Origin of the sequence: Amycolatopsis rubida, from assembly GCF_900115345.1 — a bacterium.
In the GTDB taxonomy this organism is placed as follows: Bacteria; Actinomycetota; Actinomycetes; order Mycobacteriales; family Pseudonocardiaceae; genus Amycolatopsis; species Amycolatopsis rubida.
The window spans coordinates 146,357-165,999 of sequence record NZ_FOWC01000015.1; the positions used below are offsets into that span (position 1 = coordinate 146,357).

17 protein-coding genes are annotated in these 19,643 nt (G+C 70.5%); 7 read left to right on the top strand and 10 right to left on the bottom strand.

All coding sequences use genetic code 11. The features are described from left to right. Position 1: 1 nt before the first annotated feature. The gene (locus BM362_RS37815) at positions 2–868 is read right to left on the bottom strand and encodes an AraC family transcriptional regulator (RefSeq protein ID WP_093576416.1); all 867 of its coding nucleotides are present in this window, start codon (positions 866–868) and stop codon (positions 2–4) included. Between the two features lie 39 nt (positions 869–907). Here BM362_RS37815 and BM362_RS37820 point away from each other — a divergent pair, with 39 nt between their 5' ends. The 3 genes from BM362_RS37820 to BM362_RS37830 all read left to right on the top strand — a co-directional run bounded on the left by BM362_RS37820 (position 908) and on the right by BM362_RS37830 (position 2,988). Further along, a complete protein-coding gene (locus BM362_RS37820) occupies positions 908–1,306 on the top strand; it encodes an NUDIX hydrolase (protein WP_067582106.1) in 399 nt (132 codons plus the stop codon). A 198-nt stretch (positions 1,307–1,504) separates the two neighbouring features. Continuing rightward, positions 1,505–1,993, top strand: coding sequence for an MmpS family transport accessory protein (locus tag BM362_RS37825; protein WP_167545588.1), 489 nt, complete (start codon positions 1,505–1,507; stop codon positions 1,991–1,993). Positions 1,994–2,217: 224 nt separating this feature from the next. After that, entirely contained in the window at positions 2,218–2,988 is a 771-nt protein-coding gene (locus tag BM362_RS37830) for an ABC transporter permease (protein WP_067582112.1), read from the top strand. Here BM362_RS37830 and BM362_RS37835 read toward each other — a convergent pair. Then, on the bottom strand, positions 2,964–3,650 hold the full coding sequence (locus tag BM362_RS37835) for a histidine phosphatase family protein (RefSeq protein ID WP_093576418.1): 687 nt from the start codon (positions 3,648–3,650) through the stop codon (positions 2,964–2,966). The two genes, BM362_RS37830 and BM362_RS37835, sit on opposite strands and share 25 nt — an antisense overlap. A 22-nt stretch (positions 3,651–3,672) precedes the next feature. Then, a complete protein-coding gene (locus BM362_RS37840; protein WP_244287415.1) occupies positions 3,673–5,550 on the bottom strand; it encodes a Na+/H+ antiporter in 1,878 nt (625 codons plus the stop codon). Between the two features lie 60 nt (positions 5,551–5,610). Here BM362_RS37840 and BM362_RS37845 point away from each other — a divergent pair, with 60 nt between their 5' ends. Continuing rightward, positions 5,611–7,023: a carboxylesterase/lipase family protein gene (locus tag BM362_RS37845; protein ID WP_093576419.1), complete on the top strand. Its 1,413-nt coding sequence runs from the start codon at positions 5,611–5,613 to the stop codon at positions 7,021–7,023. 43 nt (positions 7,024–7,066) lie between these two features. On the opposite strand, the gene BM362_RS37850 is transcribed toward BM362_RS37845, so the two are convergent. From BM362_RS37850 to rnhA, 4 genes are all read right to left on the bottom strand, one after another. Beyond that, positions 7,067–9,706: a glycoside hydrolase family 2 protein gene (locus tag BM362_RS37850; RefSeq protein ID WP_093576420.1), complete on the bottom strand. Its 2,640-nt coding sequence runs from the start codon at positions 9,704–9,706 to the stop codon at positions 7,067–7,069. A 160-nt stretch (positions 9,707–9,866) separates the two neighbouring features. Then, positions 9,867–10,241 carry a YchJ family protein gene (locus BM362_RS37855; RefSeq protein ID WP_067582121.1) on the bottom strand — a complete coding sequence of 125 codons (375 nt, stop codon included), beginning with the start codon at positions 10,239–10,241 and terminating at the stop codon, positions 9,867–9,869. Continuing rightward, positions 10,238–10,588 carry a DUF1801 domain-containing protein gene (locus BM362_RS37860; protein WP_067582124.1) on the bottom strand — a complete coding sequence of 117 codons (351 nt, stop codon included), beginning with the start codon at positions 10,586–10,588 and terminating at the stop codon, positions 10,238–10,240. Before BM362_RS37860 ends, BM362_RS37855 begins: the two co-directional genes overlap by 4 nt. Positions 10,589–10,861: 273 nt before the next feature. Then, positions 10,862–11,341 carry a ribonuclease HI gene (gene rnhA, locus BM362_RS37865; RefSeq protein WP_037818141.1) on the bottom strand — a complete coding sequence of 160 codons (480 nt, stop codon included), beginning with the start codon at positions 11,339–11,341 and terminating at the stop codon, positions 10,862–10,864. Between the two features lie 92 nt (positions 11,342–11,433). Between rnhA and BM362_RS37870 the strand changes: the two genes are divergently transcribed. Further along, positions 11,434–12,219, top strand: a complete 786-nt coding sequence (locus BM362_RS37870) for a DUF1684 domain-containing protein (protein ID WP_093576422.1) — start codon at positions 11,434–11,436, stop codon at positions 12,217–12,219. A 360-nt stretch (positions 12,220–12,579) separates the two neighbouring features. Here BM362_RS37870 and BM362_RS37875 read toward each other — a convergent pair whose 3' ends face one another. Both BM362_RS37875 and BM362_RS37885 read right to left on the bottom strand, forming a co-directional pair. Continuing rightward, positions 12,580–13,584 carry an amidohydrolase family protein gene (locus BM362_RS37875; protein WP_067582130.1) on the bottom strand — a complete coding sequence of 335 codons (1,005 nt, stop codon included), beginning with the start codon at positions 13,582–13,584 and terminating at the stop codon, positions 12,580–12,582. A 507-nt stretch (positions 13,585–14,091) separates the two neighbouring features. Then, positions 14,092–14,769 (bottom strand): MBL fold metallo-hydrolase, encoded by a 678-nt coding sequence (locus tag BM362_RS37885; RefSeq protein ID WP_067582133.1) that lies wholly within the window; start codon positions 14,767–14,769, stop codon positions 14,092–14,094. A gap of 78 nt (positions 14,770–14,847) precedes the next feature. Here BM362_RS37885 and BM362_RS37890 point away from each other — a divergent pair, with 78 nt between their 5' ends. After that, positions 14,848–15,678, top strand: a complete 831-nt coding sequence (locus BM362_RS37890) for a YwqG family protein (protein ID WP_093576424.1) — start codon at positions 14,848–14,850, stop codon at positions 15,676–15,678. Between the two features lie 4 nt (positions 15,679–15,682). Here the strand turns inward: BM362_RS37890 and BM362_RS37895 are convergent, their stop codons facing one another. Beyond that, complete coding sequence (locus BM362_RS37895) at positions 15,683–16,378, bottom strand: RNase H family protein (RefSeq protein ID WP_208865461.1); 696 nt, start codon at positions 16,376–16,378, stop codon at positions 15,683–15,685. Between the two features lie 340 nt (positions 16,379–16,718). Here BM362_RS37895 and uvrA point away from each other — a divergent pair, with 340 nt between their 5' ends. After that, positions 16,719–19,580 (top strand): excinuclease ABC subunit UvrA, encoded by a 2,862-nt coding sequence (gene uvrA, locus BM362_RS37900; protein ID WP_093576426.1) that lies wholly within the window; start codon positions 16,719–16,721, stop codon positions 19,578–19,580. The last annotated feature ends 63 nt before the right edge of the window (positions 19,581–19,643 follow it).

The following is a 19,643-nucleotide window of genomic DNA, read 5'->3' on the forward strand; positions in this document are numbered from 1 at the left end:
GTTACCCGGCGAAGTAGGCGCCCGGGGTGAGGCCGGTGAGCGCTCGGCATTCGCGGGTGAGGTGCGGCTGATCGGCGTACCCGGCGGCGACGGCCAGGTCGGCGAGGGTCGCGGCGGCCGGGGCCAGTGCGATGGCTCGGTGGAGGCGCAGGATCCGCCGGTAGGTGGCCGGTCCGTAGCCGACTGCGAGGGTGAAGCGCCGGCGCGCCTGCCGTTCGCTTCGGCTTGCGTTAGCCGGAGGCTGTGCGGCCTGGTCGCCGGTCGGATGCCGAGCGGGTTGCCTGCCCGGAGCTGCCGAACGCCACGCGGACGGTTCGGCGGCATTCGAGGAAAGCCGCGCGCCCGGGTGCGTCGGCGGCCCGGCGGGCCGACCGTCCGCGAGCCATCGCGCGGAGGGGGCTTCTCCCTCGCCTCGGCCCAGCTCTCCGGCGTTCCCCGCGAACTCAGCGGCGAGGTGCGCCAGCATCCGCTCCACCACCGGATCCGCGGCGGCCGTCCGCTCTGCCGCGACGTCGGCCATCGCGTCGGCGAGGTCGCGGCCGCTGAGGATTTCGTCGGCGAGGGTCGCGCCGCGGCGGTTCCACAGGTCCGGCAGCGGGACCCGGCTGTCGCGCAGTTCGTCCGCGCCCACGCCGAGCATCGCGGCCGCCGCTCCCGGCTGGAAGCGCAGGCCGCGCAGTCGCGTGCCGGGCGGGAACGCCGACGTCCACGCCGTCGTGTCCGGTCCGGCCACGAACACCTGGCCGGCGCCGGCGACGAGGTCCACGCAGCCGTCCGGGACGATCCGCTTCGGGCCGGGCTCGGCCGACTCCCAGCGGCACCGCACGAGGCGGCGCAGCGAGTCCGGCGGCGGGCTTTCCGAGTACACCCCGCGATCATCCCTCGCGGGTACGACAGAATGGCGCCCATGACCCCGATCGATGCTCTGGCCTGGGTTCACGTGCGGGACCGGCGGCTGCTGTCCGTCCGCACGACCGGCAAGGAGAAGTTCTATCTCCCCGGCGGCAAGCGCGAACCCGGCGAGGGCGACGTCGAGGGGCTGTGCCGGGAGATCCGCGAGGAACTGGGCGTCGCGCTCGACCCGCTCAGCTTCCGCTTCTTCGCGCTGCTCGACGAGCAGGCCGACGGATTCGCCGACGGCCGCCGCGTCCGGATGACCTGCTACACCGCCGACCACGCAGGCGAGCCGGAGCCGTCGGCGGAGATCGCCGAGTCCGCCTGGCTGCGCGCCGCGGACGCCGCCGCCTGCCCGCCCGCCGGACAGCGCGTGCTGCGGATGCTGGCCGAGGCCGGGCTGGTCGACTGATCACCCTGCGTAAACCAGGGGCTGCGCCAGCGTCATCGGCATCGTGCGTGGTGACCGTGCTCGTGAGCGAACGATCCCTACCCCCATCAGGGTGAAATGGGGGCTATTTTCGCGGTTTGGCTAACGCCGTGTAACGGTCTGGCGAAGAACCAGACGTCGCACTCGCGGGAAGTGCGCTCGAGAAGAGAAGACCTCTCCATGGGTGTTCCTGGCGCGACCCGGCCCGCGGCGGCCCGGGGGGAATCGGGCAGGCTGCGGCCGTTCGGAAGCGTGGTGGTCGTGGTCGGCGTCATCGCCGTCGCGGTCACTGTCGCGTGGTATGTCATGCCGAAAGCGACCCCGGACCGGCCCGCTCCGGCCGCGTCGGTGCCGTCGGTGCCGTCGGTGACCGTCGAACCGGCGATCGTGCGCGAGGTGACCCGCACGGTCGTCTACGAGCTGACCGGCGGGGACGTCGCGCACAACCTCACCTACGTCGCGACCGGCGGCGACCTCGAACAACAGGCCGAGGTGCGGCTGCCCTGGTCGGTGACGGTGCGGCGGAAGGCTCCATCCGAGCAGCCGGTGTTCAGCAGCCTGGTCGCGCAGAGCGCCGGGGCGCTGCTGTGCCGGATCCGGGTGGACGGGCACGTGGTCGCCGAGAAATCGGTGGCGGGGGAGGGCCGGCAGCTCAGCTGCAGCGCCTGACCGGAGCGGCTCGAAGCTCTCTGTCCCCGCGCAGGCATCGGCAGAGCGCGCGCCGAGCGCAGCGCGCAAGCGTACCTCGCGCACCTCGCGCACCTCGCGCACCTCGCGCACCCCGCGCACCCCGCGCACCCCGCGGTGCTGAGAAACCCCGCGGGGGCAGTGCTGGTCAGGGAGAAGCACCCCGGCTCCTCGTCCCGGGCCGCGGGCTGGGGCAGGATCACCCCGTGAACGGTGCGATCGGATTCGGGCCCGCGCTGATCGCCGTGCTCGCGGTGCTGACGCTCGCGGGTGCGGCCGTCGTCCGGTTCGGGCAGCTCGGGCAAGGGCGGGCGGTGCTCGTCGCGGCCGTCCGCGCCGTCGCGCAGCTCGCGCTCGTGTCCCTGGTCATCACGGTCATCCTGCGTTCGGGCTGGCTGACCGGCCTGTTCGTCCTCGCGATGTTCGCCATCGCCGCCGCGACGTCGGCCAGCCGGATCGGGGTGCCGAAGCGGATCGGGTGGGTCGCGCTTTCGCTGGCGTCCGGCGTGCTTCCGGTGCTGGGTCTCGTCCTCGGGTCCGGCGTCGTCCCGGCGAAGCCGATCTCCGTGGTACCGGTCGCGGGAATCGTGATCGGCGGCTCGATGACCGCGACGTCGCAGGCGGCCCGCCGTGCGCTCGACGAACTCAAGCAACGCCACGGCGAGTACGAAGCCGCGCTCGCGCTGGGGTTCCTGCCGAGGCATGCCGCGCTGGAGATCTGCCGTCCGTCGGCGGGACACGCGTTGATCCCGGCGCTCGATCAGACCCGGACGGTTGGCCTGGTGACCTTGCCGGGCGCGTACGTCGGTGTCCTGCTGGGCGGGGCGAGCCCGCTCCAAGCCGGTACGACCCAGGTGCTGGTGCTGATCGGGCTGCTGGCCGCGGAGGCGGTCGCCGTGCTGGTGACGGTGCAGCTCGTCGCGGCGGGGTTCGTCCGCCGCGACGCGCCGGCTCAGCCGGGCGGGGCCGCCAGATGAGACCGGTCGTTGAAGCCGCGGATCAGCCAGTTGTCGCCGTGCACCACGAGGTGCGAGATCGATCCGTTGTCCGCGCCCAGGAACGCGAACCGCTCCAGCGCACGGCTGGCCTGGGCGAACACCTCGCCGATCACGCCGCCGTGGGTGAACACCGCGACCCGCTGATCCGGATGCGCCGCGGCGACGCGGGTGAGCGCGGCCCGGATCCGCAGGCCGAACGCTTCGTCGGATTCCGCGCCGGGCAGGACGTCCCACCGCTGTTCTTCCCACAGCTTCCGCGCCAGCGGATGCCCCTCGGCGGTGTGCTTGCGGAACAGCCCGTTTTCCCATTCGCCGAGGTAGATCTCGCGCAGATCCGGCTCGACGGCCGGGGTGAGGCCGAGCTTTTCCGCCAGCGGCGCCGCGGTCTGCGCGGTGCGCCGCAACGTGGTCACGTACAGCGCTTCGATGCGTTCCGGCGCCAGCCGCTCGCCGACGCGGGCGGCGTGGTCGCGGCCTTCCGGCGCGAGGTCCGGGTCGGCCTGGCCGTCGACGAGATCGAACGGCTCGCTGAGCCGTTGCGGCATCGATTCCCCGTGGCGCACCAGGAAAATCTCAGTGGCGCCCGAGGGCGGGCTGAAGCGGTGCTGGCGGTACTCGACTTCCTGTCCGGGCGTGCTCATGCCCCGACCCTAACCGGTCGGCTCAACCGAGTTGCTTGTCCACGAAGCACCATCGCCACGTCTCGCCCGGCTCGAAGCTGCGCATCACCGGGTGCAGGGTTTCGTGGAAGTGCTGCGAGGCGTGCTTGCCCGGCGACGAGTCGCAGCAGGCGACGTGCCCGCACTTCAGGCAGATGCGCAGGTGCACCCAGGTCATCCCGGCCTCGACGCATTCGGCGCAGGAATCCCGGGAACTGGGCTCCTGGTCCGGCCATTCGTGGCTGAGGTGCTTGCAGGACCCGGCCGTGGCGGCGGGGGTGCTGAGTTCGCGTTCGGCCACCGGGGGTTCCTCCTCGTCGCGGTCGAGCATGGATTCTTCGATGTCGAGCCGGGCCAGCACGCGGCGCAGCACCGCGTCGTCGGCACTGCCTCGGTCGCGTGCCTTGAGGAACACGTCGCGTTCGGCTTCGAGCAGCTGGACGCGCAGCCGGCGGTAGGCGTCGCTCGGGGTTTCGGCGAGCGCGCTCTGCCGGCCGAGCTGTTCCCACGCGGCGTCGGACCGGCCCTGCAACCGGTCGCGCAGCCGCGCGATCACCTCGGGCGGGTCTTCCGGACGGCGCAACTCCTCCAGCTTCGTGAGCGCGGCGCGGGTCATGTCGTGCAGCACGGCGGCTTCCTGGAGCGCGTCCTCCGCCGGGTCCGGCCGAGGCAGCCGCAACCGGCGGATCAGCGGCGGCAGCGTCATGCCCTGCACCACGAGCGTCCCGGCCACCACGACGAACGCGGCCAGCACGAGCACCGCGCGCTGCGGGGTGTCGGCGGGCAGCACGAACGCCGCGGCGAGCGTGACCACGCCGCGCATCCCGGCCCACGCGATCACCGCCGAATAGCGCCACGGCCACACCTTGCCGCGTTCCACGCCCAGGGTGTTCAGGAGGCGTTTCACCACGCCGATGCCGGCCATCCAGAGCATTCGCGTCAGAATCGTCGCGGCGAGCACCGCGGCGCAGATCCCGGCGAGCTGCCCCAGCGACAGCCCGCTCTTGCCGACCTCGTGCAGGATGCGCCGCACTTGCAGGCCGATCAGCAGGAAGACCATGTTCTCCAGCAGGAACTGGACAGTCTCCCAATTCAGCCTGCTCGCCAGCCGTGACGGCCCGGACTGGATCCGCGGCGTCTGGTGCCCCTGGATCAGCCCGGTGACGACCACGGCCAGCACGCCGGATCCGTGCACCGCTTCGGCGAGCAAGTACGCCGCGAAGGGGACCGCGAACGACAGCGCGGTGTCGGTGAGCGTGTCTTCCAGCTTCGCGCGCACGTACGTGACAATCAGCCCGACGAGGAAGCCGGCGACGATCCCGCCGACCGCGGCGAGGAGGAAGTCGAGACCGACCTGCCAGAGGCTGACCGCGCCGGCGATCGCCGCGATCGCGGTCCGCAGCGCGACGAGCGCGGCGGCGTCGTTGAAGAGACTCTCGCCCTCCAGCAGCCGGACGAGCTTGCGCGGCATCCCGACCCGCCGGGCGACCACGCTCGCCGCCACCGCGTCCGGCGGCGCGACGACCGCGCCCAGCGCGATCCCGGCGGCCAGCGGCAACCCGGGTACGACCAGCCAGGCGGCCAATCCGACGCCGAACGCGGTGAACACCACCAGCCCGACCGACAGCAGCGCGATCGGCCCGCGCAGCTTGCGGAACGCGATCAGCGACGTCTGGATCGAGGCCGAGTACAGCAACGGCGGCAGCAGCCCGATGAGGACGATCTCCGGGTCCAGTTCGTACTGCGGCACCCCCGGGATGAACGACACCCCGACGCCGACCGCGACCAGGCACAGCGGGGCCGGCCAGTCCATCCGGCGCGCGACGACGGTCACCAGGAGAACCGTCAGGACGAGCACCACCAATTCCGCTGCGATTTCCACGGGACAATCATCACCCGCGGCCCCGGCGCACGCGCGGGGGCCGGCGTTAGGCTGCGGTCCGTGACGACGGTGGAGACGCGGGCCGGTGCCGTCCGCGGCGAGGTGCGGAACGGAGCCGGGTTCTTCCTGGGGGTGCCGTTCGCGCAGCCGCCAGTGGGGGAGCTGCGGTTCCGGCCGCCGGTGCCGGCGGCGTCCTGGACCGGGGTGCGCGACGCGACGGAGTTCGCGGCCAAAGCTCCACAGCCCGACGTGACCGGGAAGCGCTTCGTCGGCGGCGAGGACTGCTTGTACGTCAACGTCTACGCGCCCGAGGCGCCAGGTTCGTATCCGGTGCTCGTGTGGATCCACGGCGGTGGCGGAGTGCTGGGCGCGCCGCACCAGTTCGACGCCTCCGCGTACGCCCGCCGCGGCGTGGTCGTGGTGACCGTCGCGTATCGGCTCGGGGTGCTCGGCATGCTCCGGCTGCCTGGCGTTTCCGACGGGAATCTCTCGCTGCGCGACCAAGTGCTGGCACTGGAGTGGGTCCGCGGCAACGTGGCCGCGTTCGGCGGCGACCCGCGGCGCGTCACGCTCGCCGGGCAGTCCAACGGCGGCCGCACTGTGGGGACGTTGCTGGCGGTTCCGGCCGCGCGAGGGCTGTTCAGCCAGGCGATCGTGCAGAGCGGCACCGGTGTCGGTTCTGTCGTGCACACCCCGGCGGAGGCGGAAGCTGTCGGCGAGGCGGTGCTGGCCGAGCTGGGCAAGGGAGATCTGCGCACGCTGCCGGTCACGGAGATTTTGACCGCGCAGCAACGGGTCACGGCTCAGCTCGGCACCCTGGTGCCGTATCGGGTGGTGGTCGACGGAGATCTCCTGCCACAGCGGCCCGGCGAAGCTGTCGCGGACGGGGCGGCTCGGGAAGTCCGGATCCTCGCCGGCACCACGGCCGACGAGCAGGACCTGTTCTCCTGGCTGCAAACCGGCGGCGCGAAACTGCTCGGCACCGGCTCGACGATGCTCGAACCGGACGTCATCGCGCGGATGACCGAGGCGTACCGGGAACTGCTGCCGGACTGGCCGGAAGACCAGCTGGTGAACCGCGTCCGCACGGCGGGGGACTGGTGGCTGCCGTCGATCCGGCTCGCCGAAACCCAGCACGCGGCGGGCGGCACGGCCTGGATGTACCGGCTGGACTGGCGGATCGCGCCGCGCGGGAAGGGCCTCGGCGCGGCGCACGGGGTGGACCTGCCGTTCGTCTTCGACGACGTCCGCAACCCGAATTGGCGGTTCCTGTTCGCCATCGCCCGCCCCGATCCGGAACGGCTGCAGGCGATGGCGAAGGAGATGTTCGAGACGTGGGTCCGGTTCGTGACGACCGGCGACCCGGGGTGGGCGGCCTATACGCCGGAGGACCGGGTGACGCGGGTGTTCGACGACGTCAGCACGACCGTGTCCGATCCGGATGCGGAGCAGCGGCGGCTGTGGGGTTCGTGAGGGGCAATCCCGGTTCCCGCCGGGATTGCCCCGCACGAGGCGCCTAGCCGCGGACGGTCCGCGTGCCGGTGTTCCAGCCCGCGACCCGCACCGACGGCGCCGAACCGTGCAGGTCGGAGGTGCGGTAGGTGGCGGTGAGCGTCACCGATTCGCCCGGCCACAGGCTGACCTGGTTGTCCGACCAGCTCACCGGCAGGACCGGCGCGCCCGCGCTGTCCACCAGGTGCGTGTCGACCATGAACGCCGGGGTCTTGCCCGGCGAGGTGTTGGTGAGCTTCACCGTGGTGACGGTGGTGCCGTCCGGACCCGGGGCGGAGGTCGCCGTGGTACCCACCTTCGCCGCGCCCAGCTTCGACAGCCCGGACAGATCCGCGTAGGAGGACGTCGGCGTGTAGTACCAGTCCGACTTGCTCCAGTTCAGCTTGTCGTCCTTGGTGGACAGCCAGTACACGTTCCGGCTGACCTCCTTGCCCGCCGAATCGGTGAGCACCAGCTTCGCCAGGTAGGCGGACGAAAGCCCGCTGACCTTACCGATGTCGAGCGCCTTCGCGTGCGCGCCGCCGCCGTTGACCGACAAGTTCTTCTTGGTCTTCGAGAACTTCTTCGTGCCGTCGGTGTTGTAGAGCTCGACGCTGGCGGTCAGGCCGGACGCCTTCTTCGCGGTGGAGTTGACCACCTCAGCCGACTTCGTGTCGTACGAGTACTGGATGTGCAGCGGCTCGTTCGCCTTCTTGGCCCCGAAGTACGAGCCGTTCTGGTCGAGGTAGGCGTCGAACAGCTGCCAGTGCAGCGACGTCCAGCCGCTGTTGAGCATCCAGTAGATGAGCCCGGTCGACGGGTCCTTGGAGTCGGTGAAGTTGCGGGAGTGCGCTTCGAACTCCGCGCGGACGTTCTCGTACTGCGCCAGCTGCGCCTTGCGGACGAAATCGTCCAGGCTGGTCGGCTTGCCGTAGCGGCCGCCCAGCGCGTCGCCGAAGATCTTCAGGTTGGCGAAGGTCTCCGACTCGGAGCGGTGGTACTGCGGCGCGGCCGGGTTCTTCCAGAGCGTTTCCAGCTCGGCGGGCGTCATCATCCGCTTGAGCGTGTCCATCGTCGGGATGTCCGGCCCGGCGCTGGTCTCGGAGTTGAAGTTCCACGCGCCGCCCGCGTCCTTGTGCGCCTTGTCGTACCAGTAGTTCGGCGGGACGTAGTCGTACGGGCCGTTCATCTTCATCCCGGACGGGCCGAGCTTCGGCGACGCCTTGGCCGAAGCCGCGGAGATCACCGCCGCGGGCCAGTCCGCCGCCGACAGCGCGTCGAGGTAGCCCTTTTCGATCCGCGCGTCGGGCGCGAAGTCGCTGCCGATGTGGAAGGACAGCACGCTCGGGTGGTCGCGCAGCCGCTCGGCTTCGGCGGTCATCGACGCCTTGGCGATCGGGTAGTCCGCCTCGGTCCACGGCTCGCCCTTCTCGTCGCCGTTGACCTGGCCTTCCCACTTGTCGCAGCATTCCCATCCGGGCATGGTCAGCACGCCCATCCGGTCCGCGAGGTCGAAGAACGCGTCGGGTTCGATGTGGCCTTCCAGCCGCACGGTGTTGAGGCCGAGGTTCTTGACGTAGGCGAGCTTGTCCGCCGCCCGGCCCGCGTCCCAGCGCAGCAGCAGGTTGGGGGACCAGCCGCCGCCCTTGATCATCAGCGGCTTGCCGTTGACGACGTACTGCCGTCCGCCGCTGGAGTTCAGCGGAGCCTTGACGTCGCGGATGCCGAAGCTGGAGCGGCTCGCGTCGGAGGCGGTCCCGCTGACGCTCGCGGTCAGGTCCAGCTCCTGCATCGGCTGCCCGCCCAGGCCGGCGGGCCACCACACCTGCGGCTTGTCGACGCCGATCACCGGGAAGGTGACGGTCTTCTTTTCGTGCGCGGCAAGGGAAACGTCCTGGCTCACCGGCTTGCCCGCGACGGTGCCGGACACCGTGGTGCGGACCGGCGCGTCGGAGTCGTTGCGGACGTCGGCCTTCGCGGTGAGGTCGGCGTGGTCGAGCGCGGGCACGTTCAGCTTCGTGACGACGTGCGCGCCGCGGAGCGCGACCGGCCCGCTGTGCCGGACGACGATCTCGCGCGCGAGCCCCATGTTCTGGTCCGGCGGGGTCTGCGCCCAGTCGATCCAGCCCATCGACAGGTCGTTGTTCGGGTCGTTGGGGTAGACCTTGAACGCGACGCTGTTGACGCCCTCGCGCACCTGCTTGGTCACGTCGAGGTCGTGCCGGGTGTAGGGCCCGTTGACCTCGTCCTTGGTCGCGACGCGGGTGCCGTTGACCCAGACGTCGGCCTTGGACAGCACGCCGCTGACGTCGAGGTAGGTGCGCTGGGACGGGTCGGCGACCTTGATGTCGGCGCGGTACCACCACGGAACCTTGAAGTCCGCGGCGGGCACGTTCTTCATGTTCGTGGAGTAGAACGGGTCGGAGTAGCGGCCGTTGGCGAGCAGCCCGGCGTACACCGTCGACTGCGAGCCGACCGGGTACCAGCCGTTGGCGTCGAAGCCGGGCTTCGACACCGAGGCGTCGTCGGACACCTTGGCCGAGGACTGGATCAGATAGCCGGGGATCGCGGCCCGGCCGGGCTCCGGCCCGGCCGAAGCGGCCCCGGCGACTCCGGGGATCAGCGCTGCGGTCAGGGCGGCGACTGCTAACAGCCGTCCGGGCATTCTTGGCCGGCGTGGGGTCACGAGCGGTCCTCCTCGGGCTCCTGGCGGCGGCGATTGTTAGTAAAGTTCCTTAACGATTGCCGGTGATAGTAGCCGCCCGGAGCATCCGGGGACAGACCTCGACGGGGTCTTTTCGCCCGATTTTCCCCGGCGGTTCCGCTTAGCGCGCGTCGACGTAGTACCAGCGCCCGCCCTCGCGGACGAACCGGCTGTTCTCGTGCTGCGAATCGTCGCGGCCCTGGTGGCGGTAGTGCGCGCGGAACTCGACCGTGCCCTCGTTCTGCAGCAGCGAGCCGCCGGTCCGGCCGAGGATCTCCAACCGGGTCCACTCCTGTGCGGGATCGAGCCGCAGCCGTTTCGGGCGGGTGTCCGGATGCCAGGTGTCGAGCAGGTAATCGGGCTCCCCGACGGCGAACGCGCAGTAGCGGGACCGCATCAGCCGTTCGGCCGTCGGGGCGTTCTGGTCGCCGCGGTGGAATCGGCCGCAGCAGTCGGCGTAGGGCTCGGGCAGCCCGCAGGGGCAGGGGTTCGTCACGCCGCTGATTCTGTCTCCAGTGCCAGGGCCTGCTGCACCCAGGCGGCGATCTGCTTGGCGTCGACGTCCTTCGCGCTGCGCAGTTTGACGTGCGCCATTTCGCGGGCGCTCGGTTCGAGGCCGCCGTCGATCAGCTGGCCGCGCCAGAAGGCGAGCGTCACGTATGAGCTGTACGCCTTCGCGAGGCAGACCGGGTTCCTGCCTGCCTTCCAGGTGGGCGCGCCGTGGTAGAGCGCGGCCGGGTGCGGCATCGCGTCGTCGAGCACGGGCAAGAGCGCGGCATAGACCTCGCGGAGCGCTTCAGGCTGCGCGGCGACGTACTCGGCGACGGTCGTGAACTTCGGCATGGCTTGTCCTCTCGGCTTTCTGATGCTGCCGAGCTTGCCAACCGATGCTTATTTTTGTCAAGACTAATTATTTTGTCGGTGGGCCGGGCTGCGACGACCAGATCCCGCATCGACGCCAGCTTTGCCAAGCGGCGGCCGCCTTCGCACGCCGGCGATGTCCGCGAGGTGGCGGAACCAGGGATGCGCCGCCGTCTCGTGAAACCGCGCGGCGATCTCGGTCCGCGGAACCCTGTCGAAGCGGTTAGGCCAAGCTCGCGAGGTGACCCGCACGGCTCAGCCGCGGGCCCGGCGCACCCCGGCCGCGGCGGCTTCCTGCGATCCCTTGACCGCGAGCTTGTCCGCGCGCTCGTTCTCCGGGAGCCCGGCGTGGCCCTTGACCCACAGCCACTCGACCTCGTGCTGCTGGCAGGCGGTGTCGAGGCGCTGCCAGAGGTCGGCGTTCTTGACCGGCTGCTTCGCCTGCGTCTGCCAGCCGTTCTTCTTCCAGCGCGGCATCCACTGGAGGATGCCGTTGCGGACGTACGTGCTGTCGGTGTAGATCCGCACCACGGACGCGCGGGTGAGGCTTTCCAGCGCGCGGATCGGAGCCATCAGCTCCATGCGGTTGTTGGTGGTGACGGTGTCCTCGGCTCCGTACAGCTCGCGCTCGTGCTTGCCGTAGCGCAGCAGCGCGCCCCAGCCGCCCGGTCCGGGATTGCCGCTGCACGCGCCGTCGGTGTAGATCTCCACGGCTTGTTCCGTCTGCTCCGCCACCCGGGCGACCCTACCGTTCCCACGTGCTGGGAGCCGGAATGCCATGCCGGGGACGGTGTTGTGCGATGGACACTCACTGAAGGGATCCCGATATGGCCGTGGAGTTCGCGCAGGCGTGGCAGGACTGGAAAGCGGAGCGGGAAAAGACGCTGGCCGATCCGTACGGCTGGCTGGCGCTGGTGTCGCTCGACTGGCTGGAGGATTCGCCGCGGACCTACCCCGGCCTGCCCGGCCGATGGTGGCAGGACGCCGAAGCCGCCTATGTCGATCCGGCTGGCGGACAGTTGCGGCACGAAGGCGCGTTGCTGACTGACGTCCACCGCTTCGAGCTGGTGAACAGCGGCGCGGGCACCCGGGTGACGGCTGGCTCGGTGGAAATCGAAATCGCGCGCCGGTCGGGTCACTTGATCCGCGTTCACGACCCGAAAGCGCCTGTGCTGCAAGCCTTCCACGGCGTCCCCGCCTACGAACCCGACCCGGCGTGGGTCCTGACTGGCCGGTTCGAGCCGTTCGACGAGCCCCGGCCGACGACTGTGGGTGCGGTCGTGGAGGGACTGTCGCACGTCTACACGGCGCCGGGGCGGGTCGTCTTCGAACGTGACGGGGTCGAGTACACGCTTACTGCGTTCAACGGGAAGACTGGCGGGTACAGCATTCTTTTCACTGACGCGACCAGCGGGGTGACTACTTATGCCGCCAACCGTTCCTTGCCGGTCGCCGAGGCTGCCGAGGACGGGACGGTGATTTTGGACTTCAACCGGGCGGTGAATCTGCCTTGTGCGTTCACGGATTTCGCAACGTGCCCGTTGCCGCCGGAGGGGAATCACCTGCCGTTCGCGGTGGAGGCGGGGGAGAAGCTGCCTTACGAGCGGCAGTGAGGTCCGGCTGATCGCGCACGCGCGCCTCGGCGGGCGGCGAGGCGCCAGCATGCCGCTCGCCGAGTCAGTCGCCTACCGCGTGGACGTAAGCACGCGATCGTCGAAGCACCGCTGCCATTGTCGAGGTCATCAGCCTGACCGGTCGATCGGACACGAGGCACTGCCTTCGTGATCGACGACTCCGGCAGTTAAGGGGAGTACCTGGCGCGCCTCGCCAGCGTTCATGTCGTTCGACCTCACCGACGACCCGGACCTGGGGACGGGTGCGCAGATCGCCTGACCGTACCAGCGCCGATTCCGGCGACGTGACCGGCATTGCCGAGCTGGTCTCGAATCTGGGCGAGTGCATCGGCACCGCGATCACCGGAGGCTGAAAACGCGCTCCGCGTTGAGGCAGCCGACTTTGGCTCGCTGCGCGTCGGACAACGGGGCGGACCGGAGAAAGGCCATGGCTTCAGCCGTGTCTTCGTAAGGCGCGTCAATGGCGAACATGATGTTGTCCTCCCCGATCGCGTCCAAGGCGAGTGCGAGGACGGCTGGGTCGTCGATGCCGCTGGTGGTGATGACGAAGTTGCGGCGGAAATACTCGCTCGGCGTGAGCCGGAGCTTCGGCATGGTCCCCGCGGCTCCGGGGACGCGAGCGGCGAAGGCATGGCGGTTGTCGATGCGCTTGAGCCAGTACGGGATGCCTTCGCCCAGGTGGCCGAGCACGACCGTGAGGCCTGGGTGGCGGTCGAACACGCCGCTCAGGATGAGCCGCATCGCGTGCAGGCCGGCTTCGGCCTGATAGCCCCAGACCGCGGCCTGCATTCCGTACGCGTCGTACGGAGCAAGCATGCTCGGGAACCTCGGGTGCAAGTAGACGGGCGCCTTCGCCGCTTCGGCCGCTTCGAGCAGCGGGGCGAACTGCGGCTCGTCGAGGTACCGGCCTTCGGTGTGGGAGTTGACCATGATTCCGTGCAGTCCGAGCGACCCCATGACCCGTTCGATCTCGTCCGCGGCGGCGGCCGGATCCTGCGGGGCCACGGTCCCGAGAGCGCCGAACCGGCCGGGGCGTTGCCGCACTAGGTCAGCGAGGGCGTCGTTCACCACCCGGGCCAGCGGAACGGCGGCGGCCGCGGGGTAGGGCTGGACGCCGGGCGGGTTGATGCTGAGCACCGCCATCGCTTGTCCCGCAGCGTCCATGGCGGCGATTCGCCGCTCCAGGCCGGTGAGCGCCGACCGAAACGGTTCCCGGGCTTCGACCACGCGCATGAGGTCGACTTCGGCCCGGTCGCCGTGGAGGACGTCGAGACTGTGTGCGGTGCTGAGGAACTGCTCGGTGGCGACATGTTCCTCGACGGCGATGACCCGCGGCAGATTCATGTCTCCATTGCAATGCTGGCTGCCGATCATGTCCAAGTCGCGTTCGGCATCGCACGATGCGGCCGAGGAATGAGTCTGTCCGGACAGTGCCCCGTTTTCCCTGTGCCGCAAGGAAAACAGGGCTTCCTGTCCGGCACCGGAGCGGCTGGTCACGAAGCGGACGCAGAAGACCTCGGAGCAGTTCGCTGCCGTGAGATCCGCCGTTCGTATGCGCGGCGTGAGGCGCTGGCGCGGATCTGTTCAGGACTCACGTACCGGCAGCGACACGACAGCCGCGGAACCACGCACCGCTGCCCTTGCCGGATTCCTCGAAGCGGATCACCGCTTTCGCGCCCGTCCGCGCGAGCGTCGGGGCGGGCGCGTCGCCGACCCAGCGGAAGCTCCCGCTCCCCGGCGTCGCGCCGTCGGCGGAAAAGCTTCCGGAGCGGTCGAAGCTGCGGCCTTCAGCAGGCCGATCGGAATGCCTCCGCCGTAGCCGCTCGACCGGCGTGGGCAAGACAACTCCGATCACCAGCCGCGTTCGCGCCACTCCGCCAGGTGCGGCCGCTGCTCGCCCAGCGTCGAGTCGTCCCCGTGCCCCGGGTAGAACCACGTATCGTCCGGCAGTTCGTCGAAAATCCGCGACGACACGTCGTCCAGCAGCGAGGCGAAGTCCTCCGGCGACGAAGTCTTCCCTACCCCGCCGGGGAACAGCGAATCCCCGGTGAACAAGTGCGGGTGGCCGGACGGATCCCGGTACAGCAGCGCGATCGACCCCGGCGTGTGGCCGCGCAGGTGGATCACCTCCAGCGTCACCGCGCCGACCTTCAGGGTGTCTCCGTGCTCGACCAGGAAGTCCGGGGGGACCGGCAGCGGTTCCGCGTCCAGCGGGTGCGCCGCGGTGTTCGCGCCGTTCGCTCCGGCGACCGCGCCCAGCGCCTGCCAGTGGTCGGGGTGCTGGTGGGTCGTCACGACGGTGCGCAGCGCGGGGCGGTCGGGGCCGTGGCCGATCAGGTCGGAGATGCGCTCCGGGTCGTTGGCCGCGTCGATCAGCAGCGCTTCGTTCTCCTCGCGGCACACGAGCAGGTACGCGTTGTTGTCCATCGGGCCAACGGAGAGCTTGGTGATGGCGAGCCCGTCCAGCGTCCGGCGGGCGGCGTCGCCGCCCGGTTCGACGTGTCCGGTGTAGGTGTCGGCGATGTTCACGAGTCCCCACCGTAGCGGGATCACCCCTGCGGTGGCCACACGGCCGTTTTTGTCGGTGCCTGCTGTCAAGATCTCCCCATGACCTCTTGGATCGACCCGCTCGCCAAGCTGGCGCGCGAGAACCTTCCGCCGGACGTGGCGCAGGCGTGGGAAACGGTGTTCCGGCCCGCGGTGCGGCTGAACACCCGCGGGAACGGCGTGCGCGTCGGCAGCCTCGGCGGCAACCCCGCGCTGCCCGCGGACGTGGAATGGCCAGTCTGGCGCGGCGAGCTGCCGATGAACTTCGTCGCGTCGGTGGACTGCGCGGCGCTGCCCCGAGTGCCCGGCGGTATCGAGCTGCCCGCTTCGGGTTCGTTGCTGTTCTTCTACTGCGACGACTGGTTCCAGGCCGAGGGGCCGGTCGACCTGACTTCTCTCGGCGGGGTCGCGGTCGTCCCGGACGGCGCCGAGACCGCGGAACGGGCCGCGCCGGAGGGCGTCGAGGGCTATCCGCGGCTGGAGCTGTCCGGGGAAATCGCCGGCACCTTCCCGAACTCCCAGCAGGAGGTGCTGCGCCGCACGCTCGCCGGCGACGGGCTTCCGCTCTCCGATCCGGACAACTGGTCCGAGGAGTTCTTCGACCTGCTCCGGCAGTCCTCAGCCGCGCCCTACCACCAGATCGGCGGCTGTACCTGGCCGGTGCAGGGGCCGCCGGAGGACGAGGTCGCCGCGGCGGTCCTGCCGGAGGACGCGTCGGAGTCCGCTCTCGCCGGCGAAGCGCTGCGCTGGGCCCTGCTCGCCCAGATCGACAGCGACGGCGACGCGGGCCTCACGTGGGGCGACGCCGGCGTTCTGTACTGGCTGATCCGCGAGGACGACCTCGCCGAGGGCCGGTTCGACCGGGTCCGGTGCGTCATGCAGTCCGGTTGAGTCCTCAGCCGCGCCGATTCCGTCGCAGCCATTCCGTCGTGCAGCAGTGCTCGCACGGTTCGAGTTCGCCAGGGAGCACCGACGCCCAGGCGATCCGGACGATCTCGTGGGTGTGGCGGCCCATCCGCTCCTGCCGCTGCTGGCCCCTGCGCAGCCAGTAGCAGCCGTCGTCGTTGTGGTAGGCGCTGCCGCCCGCCGTGCGGTAGCCGGTCGGCAGCACGCCGGCGTCGAGCTGGCGGCAGTCGGCGCAGTAGGCCTTCGTCATGCCGTGCCGGCATTCGCCGTCCTCCGGCTGCGCGGGCGGGCGTCCGGTGGGGCGGGCTGCCGTCGCGAGGCCGGCCAGTTCGGCGAGCTGGGTGCGGGCGGCCGGGTCCCCGGCTGCCCGCCAGGTGATCTTGTGCCGGGCAGCGCAGGCGCGGAGCCGGGGGACGAGGTCGTCGGGCCCCTGGCTGTCCAGCGCGGCGCGGAGATGCTCGCTGTCGCCGTAGAGGTGCACGCGGACCGGTCTTTTCAGGCTTTCGAGTGCTTCTACCGCGGCCGTCAGCGCCATCCGGGCGGCAGTCGTGTCCGCCGCCCCGCCGGTGAGGGTTTTCCGATGGTCGCCGTAGGCCAGCAGCGCGGACCAGCCGCCCGGTCCCGGGTGGTCGCCGCCTTTCCCCGCCGCGTAGATCCGCACGGCTCCGGCTTCGTCGCTCGCCACGCCCGGAACGTATCGGCAGGGGGCGGCACTTTTCGCGAAACCCGCCGGAAGGCGCTGCCCCGCGCCCGGTCCCGGGGGCCGTGCACCCGGGCCGGGCGGCCTGCGCCGACCTGTATCGTGGAACCGGGCCAGCCCGCGCATCCGCTCTGCCGCGCGGGGCCTCCGACAGCGTCCGGCGACCCCGCCGCGGGCCGCTTCCCCCGGCCCCCGGAGAGCGGAAAAGCCCAGGCAGAACACGTGCGGTCCGGTTTTTGTCGGTGGTCGTCCCTACCCTGGGCACGTCCGTCGGCACCGGATCTCCCGGCGGGCCACCGAGCAGAACGATGGAAGGGACGAAGGCGTGGCTGATCGCCTCGTTGTTCGCGGAGCGCGCGAGCACAACCTCCGCGGCGTGGATCTCGATCTGCCCCGCGACAGCATGATCGTGTTCACCGGCCTGTCCGGGTCGGGCAAGTCGAGCCTTGCCTTCGACACGATCTTCGCCGAGGGGCAGCGGCGGTACGTGGAGTCGCTGTCGGCGTACGCGCGGCAGTTCCTCGGCCAGATGGACAAGCCGGACGTCGACTTCATCGAGGGCCTCTCGCCCGCGGTGTCGATCGACCAGAAGTCGACCTCGCGCAACCCGCGGTCGACCGTCGGCACCATCACCGAGGTCTACGACTACCTGCGGCTGCTCTACGCCCGCGCCGGCAAGGCGCACTGCCCGAAGTGCGGCGAGGCGATCAGCAAGCAGACGCCGCAGCAGATCGTCGACCAGGTGCTGGAGATGGCCGAGGGCACCCGGTTCCAGGTGCTCGCGCCGGTGGTGCGCGGGCGCAAGGGCGAGTACCTCGACCTGTTCCAGAACCTGCAGCAGCAGGGCTACGCGCGCGTGGTGGTCGACGGCACGGTGCATCCGCTCACCGACCCGCCGAAGCTGAAGAAGCAGGAAAAGCACCAGATCGGCGTGGTGATCGACCGGCTCGCGGTCAAGACCAGCGCGCGGCAGCGGCTCACCGACTCGGTGGAGACGGCGCTGCGGCTGGCCGACGGCCTGGTCGAACTGGAGTTCGTCGACCTCGGCGAGAACGACCCGCACCGCGTGCGCGGCTTCTCCGAGAACCTGGCCTGCCCCAACGGCCACCCGCTGGCGATCGAGGACCTCGAACCGCGGTCGTTCTCGTTCAACTCGCCCTACGGCGCGTGCCCCGAGTGCACCGGCATCGGCATCCGCAAGGAGGTCGACCCGGAACTGGTGGTTCCCGACGACGAGCTGTCCCTCGCCGAAGGCGCCATCGCGCCGTGGGCGGGCGGGCAGAGCGCCGACTACTTCCTGCGGCTGCTGGAATCGCTGTCGGAGGCGGTCGGGTTCCGCATGGACACGCCGTGGCGGCGGCTGCCCGCCCGGGTGCAGAAGGCGGTGCTGCACGGCGTCGACGAGCAGGTGCACGTCCGCTACCGCAACCGGTACGGCAGGCAGCGCTCGTACTACGCGGCCTTCGAGGGAGTCATCCCGTTCCTGGAGCGGCGCCTCGAGCAGACCGACTCGGAGTACATGCGCGAGCGGTACGAGGGCTACATGCGCGAGGTGCCGTGCCCGGCCTGCCAGGGCACGCGGCTCAAGCCGGAGATCCTCGCGGTCACGCTGGAGCACGCGACGCAGGGCGACCGGTCGATCGCGGAGGTCTGCGCGCTGTCCATCGCGGAGGCGTCGGAGTTCCTCGACGAACTGGTGCTCGGCCCGCGCGAGGCGATGATCGCGGGCGCGGTGCTGAAGGAAATCCAGGCGCGGCTGCGCTTCCTGCTCGACGTCGGGCTCACCTACCTGTCGCTCGACCGCGCCTCCGGCACGCTCTCCGGCGGCGAGGCGCAGCGCATCCGGCTGGCGACGCAGATCGGCTCCGGACTGGTGGGCGTGCTGTACGTGCTGGACGAGCCGTCGATCGGGCTGCACCAGCGCGACAACCACCGGCTCATCGAGACGCTGACCCGGCTGCGCAACCTCGGCAACACCCTGATCGTGGTCGAGCACGACGAGGACACCATCCGGTCCAGCGACTGGGTGGTCGACATCGGCCCGGGCGCGGGCGAGCACGGCGGGCACATCGTGCACAGCGGCCCGTACAAGAAGATCCTGAAGAACAAGGAATCGATCACCGGCGCGTACCTGTCCGGGCGGCGCCAGATCGAGGTGCCGGCGATCCGGCGGCCGGTCGACAAGAAGCGGCAGCTCACCGTGGTCGGCGCGCGCGAGCACAACCTGCGCGGCATCGACGTGTCGTTCCCGCTCGGCTGCCTGGTGTCGATCACCGGCGTGTCCGGGTCCGGCAAATCGACGCTGGTCAACGACATCCTCGCGCAGGTGCTGGCGAACAAGCTCAACGGCGCGCGCCAGGTCCCGGGCCGCCACACCCGGGTCAACGGCCTCGGCAACGTCGACAAGCTGGTGCGCGTCGACCAGTCGCCGATCGGCCGCACGCCGCGCTCCAACCCGGCCACCTACACCGGCGTGTGGGACCACGTGCGCAAGCTGTTCGCGGCCACCACCGAGGCGAAGGTCCGCGGGTACCAGCAGGGCCGCTTCTCGTTCAACGTCAAGGGCGGCCGCTGCGAGGCGTGCGCGGGCGACGGCACGATCAAGATCGAGATGAACTTCCTGCCGGACGTCTACGTCCCGTGCGAGGTGTGCAAGGGCGCCCGGTACAACCGGGAGACGCTTGAGGTGCACTACAAGGGCAAGACCGTGTCCGACGTGCTGGACATGCCGATCGAGGAGGCGGCCGGGTTCTTCGAGCCGATCAAGGCGATCCACCGGCACCTGCAGACCCTCGTCGACGTCGGTCTCGGCTACGTCCGCCTCGGCCAGCCCGCGCCGACCCTGTCCGGCGGCGAGGCGCAGCGCGTCAAGCTGGCCAGCGAACTGCAGAAGCGCTCCACCGGCAAGACCGTCTACATCCTCGACGAGCCGACCACCGGCCTGCACTTCGAGGACATCAGCAAGCTGATCGGCGTGATCAACGGGCTGGTGGACAAGGGCAACACGGTGATCGTGATCGAGCACAACCTCGATGTGATCAAGACGTCCGACTGGATCGTCGACATGGGTCCGGAAGGCGGCTCCGGCGGCGGAACCGTGATCGCCGAGGGCACGCCGGAACAGGTCGCGGCCACGGAGGGGAGCTACACCGGCGAGTTCCTCGCGCAGGTGCTGAACCCGGTCTGATCCGCGGCGGAAATCTGTCGCAGCGAAGAGCCGCCCGGTCCCCGTGCCGGGCGGCTCTTCGCT